Below are 250 nucleotides of genomic sequence, written 5' to 3'. Positions count from 1 at the left end.
GTTCGAAGCTGACCGTGACCGCGCGCAGCCGCCCGGTGAAGCACAGCCCGTTGTCCGAGAGCAACCCGGCGGGCAGCCCGTGCCCGGCGACCGCGGTGCGCATCGCGGTCCAGGCCAGGCTGGAGGTCAGCGCCTGGCCGAGCTCGATCCCCACGCAGAACCGGGAGTGGTCATCGATGATGTCGACCGCCCAGTACCCGTGGCCGTCGGCGAGGTGGTGCATCGCCCCGTCGATCTGCCAGAGCTCGTT

At 70.8% G+C, this 250-nt stretch carries 1 protein-coding gene; it reads right to left on the bottom strand.

Annotation, left to right across the window (positions count from 1 at the left end; translation table 11 throughout):
• A partial coding sequence (locus tag WCD41_RS31065; RefSeq protein WP_337719132.1) for a DDE-type integrase/transposase/recombinase occupies positions 1-250 on the bottom strand: 250 nt, incomplete at both ends.

The organism is Actinomycetospora aeridis (genome assembly GCF_037400275.1).
GTDB lineage: Bacteria > Actinomycetota > Actinomycetes > Mycobacteriales > Pseudonocardiaceae > Actinomycetospora > Actinomycetospora aeridis.
Note: the sequence above shows the minus strand (reverse complement) of the source record. Positions and strands in the feature narration are given on the sequence as shown.